Annotated in this window: 4 protein-coding genes and 2 pseudogenes; 5 read left to right on the top strand and 1 reads right to left on the bottom strand. The window is 66.8% G+C overall.

Translation table 11 applies throughout. The features are described from left to right. Positions 1 to 496 precede the first annotated feature (496 nt). Entirely contained in the window at positions 497 to 1,318 is an 822-nt protein-coding gene (locus tag ACIQFZ_RS42975) for a MerR family transcriptional regulator (RefSeq protein ID WP_383064037.1), read from the top strand. Between the two features lie 7 nt (positions 1,319 to 1,325). Here ACIQFZ_RS42975 and ACIQFZ_RS42970 read toward each other — a convergent pair. Continuing rightward, positions 1,326 to 1,637: pseudogene (locus ACIQFZ_RS42970) on the bottom strand (transposase); the annotation flags it as partial. A 397-nt stretch (positions 1,638 to 2,034) separates the two neighbouring features. Here ACIQFZ_RS42970 and ACIQFZ_RS42965 point away from each other — a divergent pair. From ACIQFZ_RS42965 to ACIQFZ_RS42950, 4 genes and pseudogenes are all read left to right on the top strand, one after another. Further along, entirely contained in the window at positions 2,035 to 2,454 is a 420-nt protein-coding gene (locus ACIQFZ_RS42965; protein WP_376653124.1) for a hypothetical protein, read from the top strand. Positions 2,455 to 2,986: 532 nt separating this feature from the next. Further along, positions 2,987 to 3,232, top strand: coding sequence for a hypothetical protein (locus ACIQFZ_RS42960; RefSeq protein ID WP_383064039.1), 246 nt, complete (start codon positions 2,987 to 2,989; stop codon positions 3,230 to 3,232). A 34-nt stretch (positions 3,233 to 3,266) separates the two neighbouring features. Then, a pseudogene (locus tag ACIQFZ_RS42955) lies at positions 3,267 to 3,428 on the top strand (IS982 family transposase); the annotation flags it as partial. A gap of 750 nt (positions 3,429 to 4,178) precedes the next feature. Next, entirely contained in the window at positions 4,179 to 5,984 is a 1,806-nt protein-coding gene (locus ACIQFZ_RS42950) for a multicopper oxidase family protein (RefSeq protein WP_402693951.1), read from the top strand. Positions 5,985 to 6,130: the final 146 nt, after the last annotated feature.

The following is a 6,130-nucleotide window of genomic DNA, read 5'->3' as shown; positions in this document are numbered from 1 at the left end:
TCACAAACGTTCATGATCACGGTGGCCGTACCTATGCCCACACCCGACCCCGCAAGCCGCCGACCAGCACAGACGCCGGAACTACAACTGCCGTGTCTGTGCCGCGGTCTCCTCAGCGGTCGGCTGCTCCTTAGCCTCGATCTTGCATGAGCGTCAGCTTGCTGACGGACCCTCATGCAAGATCGAGGCTAATTGGTTGTCAATTCGACGTCGCAGCCGAGCGTTTGAACATAGGCATGCCCATGTTGCTCGTACTCAAAGCGACAGTCGTGAGCAGTTCCCTTGGGAGGCGAAAGAGTCTTCATTTTGGCCAGGAAATATATTTCACTTGACTTCTTAGAGGATGTCTCACGTAGTGGTGCATCGCGAGGCACTTCGCTTGACGGTGGCTTCACAGCGTGGAGCTGACGATGCCATCCCGCGTTCTTGCTGTTCGTCGCCGGGCAGGTAGCTTCTTGACCCTCACACCGTGTCAGGCGCTGGACTCGGAGACACCATGTTCACCATCGGAGACTTTGCCCGGCACGGCCGCGTTTCGGTCCGGATGCTGCGTCACTATGACGCGATCGGACTGCTGCGCCCTGCCCACGTCGACCCCGCCACGGGCTATCGCTACTACGCCGCCGCTCAGCTCACCCGGCTCAACCGCGTCATCGCGCTCAAGGACCTCGGCTTCACCCTCCAGCAGGTGCAGGACATCGTGGAGGAGAAGGTCGCCACGGAGGAGCTGCGTGGCATGCTGCGGCTGCGGCGGGCCGAGCTGGAGACCGCCATGGCCGCGGCGGCCGTGCGGCTGGTGCAGGTCGAGGCGAGGCTCCGAGCGATCGAGAGCGAGGGGCACATGCCCACGAACGACGTCGTTATCAAGAGCGTCCCGGCCGTGCGGGTGGCGGAGTTGGTCGCGACTGCCGCGAGTTTCGAGCCCGAGGACATCGGCCCCGTCATCGGGCCTCTCTACGACGAGCTGTTCCAGCTCCTGGATGCGGCGGGTATCACTCCCACGGGCCCCGGTGTCGCCTACTACGAGGATGCTCCGGGGGGCGACGGCCGGATCAGCGTTCACGCCGCCGTCCAGGTCTCCGCCCCCCTCCAGGACAGCACCTTCAAGGTGCTCGACCTGCCGCCCCTCGACAAGGCGGCGACCATCGTGCACCGCGGCTTGATGGACACCGTGCTGCCCACAGCCCAGATCCTGGCCCGCTGGATCGACGGCAACGGTTACCAGTCGGCCGGATATCCCCGGGAGATCAACCTGGAGTGCCCGGAGAACCGCGACGACTGGGTGACGGAACTCCAGGCACCGGTGACCTGGGCCTGACCGGTGATCACGGCCGGGTGGCCGGGGACCGCTGCGGCCCTCGGCCACCCGACCCCAGTCTTGCGAGCTTCTTGTAGCAGGTCAGGGCGGCCGCGAGGCCGAGAAAGGCGAGGAAGTGCGAGCCCTTCTGCTCGTACCGGACGGTGAGCCGACGGTAGCCGAACAGCCAGGAGATCGACCGCTCAATCTTCAAGCGGTGCCGGCCGAGGCGTTCGCCCGACTCGATGCCCGGGCGCGCGATGCGCGGGACGAGCCCCCGCTCGCGGAGCCAGGCCAGGTGGTCGGCGGAGAAATACGCCTTGTCCGCACGGAACTTGCCGGGATGGCGTCGACGCGGCCCACGGCGGAACTGCGATCACAGCGAGCGACGACCGGTTACCGGGAAAGGCTCATTGGCCCGATGGAACTCCTCGGGGTGTATTCCGGCGCCTCCTACTACTACCAGCAACCACAGCAACCAGCCCCGTCCGGCAGCGTCCTCGTACGGCCGTCGCCCGACCGGTATGACCGTCACGGACCCACCCACATAGAGCTACGGATCAGAAGATTGCAGGTCCGAATCCTGCCGAGTGCGCACAGACCGGAGGTCCTGGAGAGATCCGGGGCCTCTGGCGTTTCAGAGGTAAGCGGCTCCCGGCCGAAGTCGCTGCATCGACCGCTATGTAGGGTGCGGCACACATTGGGGCAGGGTAGCTAGTGGGGGAGCCGTGAGCGGAATGAAGGCTGATCAGCACTTCGATGTGCGACCGTGGCACGTCTTTGCGTTCGGCTCGGCGCTTGGGTTGGCCGCGCTCTTCGAGCGGGTGCAGGGCTTCCGGTCGGGCCGCCAATACGTGTTGTGCCACGAGTCACCAACCCTGAACCACCTCACGCTCGTGGCTCTAGCGCTGGTCGCAGGAGTCTTCCTGACGGCCGTCGTCGGCGCGGCGACAGCGACCGTGAGGAGCAAGCCTTCGCGCCCCGCGTTCCTCATTGCTTGCATGGTGGCCGCCCTAGCCCTCGTGGTGGCAGCCGACAGCGTGGACGCCGGCGGCGAACAGCGGGCAGCGAACATGGTGGCCGAGCGCCTCAGCGAGCACAACTGCGACTACACGCCACAGGTCTACTCAGCCACTCCCGGTTGGTTCTCTTGGTGATCAGCCGCGGGCCGGGTGATGAGGGGGACGGGTCTGCGCTCGACACCTTGGATCGCCTGCACGGCTTGATGCGCGGCGATCATTGCGCCTCACCATGAGTTCGGCAGACGGCCCGACATCACCGACCACACCCCGGGATTCAGGTCAGCGTGACCGACGGCTAGGCCCGCCTCGTGCCCGCCGTCTCATTCAGTCCCGTTCGCAGTCGTTCAGGCGAGATCCCCGTGACGTCGCTGCCCCGATGGCCAGTCGAGCATGAACGCACGTGAACACCCCGGTAGGTAGCTCCTTCAGCCACCAGCAGACTTGGAAAGCGGGGATCGTGGACTGCCACCGCTCGGGCCGTCTCCGGGCCGTCCGGCGGTGCGCGACGATGACCGGGGATGACAAAGGTCGACGGCTCCGCCGCTGGTCAGAAGCTTGACCGGTGACGGAGCCGCAGAGCGCAGGCGGGCGAGTTCAGAACTCCGGCTACTGATCGCGCTCGAGGTAGCTTGACTCACAGGTCGTGGCAGAGAAACGGCCCTTGGCAATGAGCGCGGTCACCTGCCACGATCTAGCCGTGGTCAACCTTTCGAAGATCGCGAGGCAGGCAGACGTCCTCCTCGATGTGGTGGGCGTGGCGGTCGGTTCACTGATGCTGGTGATCGGCATCGAGGCCTACCGCGATGGTGGATCCATGGGCTGGCCCATCGCTGGATCAGTGCTGTTCTTGGTCAACCTCTGGGTAGCCGGCCGTCGATTCACCCGGCGCAAGAAGCTGACCCCGTCGCTGTAGCCGCGCACAGGCAGCCACCCGTGCCCCTTGCGTGCCCGATCGGAAACGCCGCAAGGGCGAATCCCTGCTGAAGTCGCAGTTGATCGAGTCGGTGAACGACACCCTCAAGGGCCAGCTCGACCTGGAACAGCATGGCGGCCGGACCTTCGAGGGCGTCGCCGTCCGCGTCGCTCAGCTTGTCCTCGCGCTGGCCGCCTGCCGTCGATATCGACGAGGCTGCGGCCGCGCTGATGCAGCGGCCCCCCAAGCCCGAGCGCTGACCTCGGGGCGGCCCCGCTCGCGGGCCGCTTGCGTGCGGTTATGCCCGGTCCTGCCCAGTGGCGAGTCATGGCCGACGGCCGCACCCCCGTTGACGACGAGGGGCTATGGCCCCAACTGGAGCAGGAGGCCGCGACGTAGCGACCAGCCGAATCGCTTTCTCGCCCTCGCAGGCCTGAGCGCTTGATCGTGATGCCCCGGCGGGCGTGGAGCAGCCCCGGCTGTCCACCTCATCGCGGATGATCGGGGCCGCTGCTGCGTCCGCCCGGCAACGGGTGCGCGACAGGTTTCGGTCAACATGGCAGCCGGCGCGGGCTCGTGGAGCCCGGGGCGGGTACGGGCTGGTCAGGGCACTGCGCGTACCTGTGTTTCCGGTGGTGTTCCCACGGGAACACGGACGCCGTCCCGAGGCGGCCCGAGGCGGGCCGGAACGGGCTGACGCGGGTTGAAGCGTGGAAGTTTGCGCAGGTCGGAGGGAAACCGCAGGTCAGAGGTACTGCGAGGGGCCCTCTGGTGCCGTGCTCCGATGTCCTGAGTCGAGGTGAGAAGCCCAGTGATCAGCAGGAGGCTCGTGCTTCAGGCCACTCTGGCAGGCGGAGCGTCTCTCTTTTCCGTTCCCGGTACGGTGACGCCGCGCGCTTCGCCGGCGGAAGCAGAAGTCCTTGATCCGGCGGTGATACGGAAGTACGTGGCCGAACTTGTGATACCGCCCGTCATGCCGCTGGACAGCCGGGCCGGCCGGGACATCTACACGATCGGCGTCCGTCAGTTCCGGCAGCAGGTGCTTCCTCCGGGCATGCCGGCCACAACGGTGTTCGGATACGGCTCGACCGGGCATCCCGAAACGTTCCACTATCCCGCGTTCACCATCGAAGCCCGGCACGGACGAGCGGTCCAGGTCAGGTGGGTCAATCAACTCGTCGACATGAGCGGCGGATATCTGCCGCATCTGCTGCCGGTAGATCCCACACTGCACTGGGCGAACCCGCCGGGCGGGGCCAAACAGCGGGACTCCCACACCATGTTCACCTCGACACCCGGGCCGTACGGCGGACCGGTTCCCGTCGTCACCCACCTGCACGGCGGGGCGAACACGGAGGAGAGCGACGGATACGCCGAGGCTTGGTACCTGCCCGACGCGCAGGGCATTCCCCGCGGTTACGCCCGAGTCGGATCCTTCTACGAGGAGTTCGCGAAGAAGTCCGAGGCGAAGACCGGTGTGCCCTGGGGCCCGGGCGAGGCCGTCTTCCACTACGCCAACCGCGGCCGGGCCGCCACCCTGTGGTTCCACGACCACACCCTGGGCATCACCCGGCTGAACGTGTACGCCGGAATGGTGGGCTTCTACCTTTTGCGCGGCGGGCCGTCGGACCTGGGGGAAGGCGTCCTTCCTGGGCCCGCACCGAGGCTCGGTGACCGGCCCGGCGCGCGCTACTACGAGATCCCGGTCGTCGTCCAGGACCGCTCGTTCCGCACCGACGGGGCTCTGTTCTATCCGGCGAGCCGGGCGCTGTTCGACGGGTTCAAGGGTCCTTATGTGCCCGGCAGCGACATTCCGCCGATCTGGAACCCGGAGTACTTCGGCAACGCGATGGTCACCAACGGCAGGACCTGGCCGGTGCTGCCCGTGGAGCCGCGCCGCTACTGGTTCCGGTTCCTCAACGGCTGCAACTCACGTACCCTCATCCTGAAGATCGCCACTGACCGACTGGCCCGCAGGCCGGTACCGGCAAGGCTTTCCCTGTGGCAGGTCGGAAGCGACGGAGGCTTCCTGCCCGCACCCGTTCGGCGCGACCAACTGCTGCTCGCCCCGGCCGAACGCGCCGATGTCGTCGTCGATTTCTCCTCGATCCCGGTCGGCACGGAGCTGTACCTGATCAACGAGGGACCGGACGGCGTGTTCGCGGGAGGCGCGGTCGGGACCGGCTTCCCCGCGGCGAACCCGAAGACCACCGGGCAGGTCATGAAATTCGTGATCAAACCGCTCGTCGCGGCGGACACATCGACGCCTCCCGCACAGCTCACGCTGCCACCCTTCGAGCCCCTCGGCGCAGCAGACCGCACCCGACAGGTCAGTCTCGGCGAGGTGGGCTCAGCCCGCGTGCCGGGCGTGAGCCCCCGCGAAGTTCTGCTCGGTGTCATCGGGCCGAACGGCAAACCGAAACTACTGGGATGGGCCGATCCCATCACGGAGAACCCCGCCGTGGGATCGACGGAGATCTGGGAGATCGTCAACCTGACGAAGGACGCCCACCCCATTCACATCCACGAGGTGCAGTTCCAGGTCGTCGACCGGCAAACGCTCCCGGCCGGTGGCCGTCGTTCCCCGGAGGCGTGGGAGCGCGGTTTCAAGGACACGGTGCTCGCCTATCCGCAGGAGACAACTCGGGTCAAGGTGCGCTTCGGTCAGACAGGCCGGTACATGTGGCATTGCCACCTCCTGGAACACGAGGACAACGAAATGATGCGTCCCCTGCGCGTCGGCCCAGCCTGACAGTCGACCAGAAGACCGCTGGAACCCGCCACCGTGGACGCACGGGACGTCCGCCCTAGGTCCTGTCGTCACATTCCCGTCGTCGCCCGAAGGGCGGCTCCGCGGCGTCTGGTGCGTGCTCTCGGCGTGCCGGGCGGAAGTCCTCG

The organism is Streptomyces sp. NPDC093064, from assembly GCF_044754605.1.
In the GTDB taxonomy this organism is placed as follows: domain Bacteria; phylum Actinomycetota; class Actinomycetes; order Streptomycetales; family Streptomycetaceae; genus Streptomyces.
Note: the sequence above shows the minus strand (reverse complement) of the source record. Positions and strands in the feature narration are given on the sequence as shown.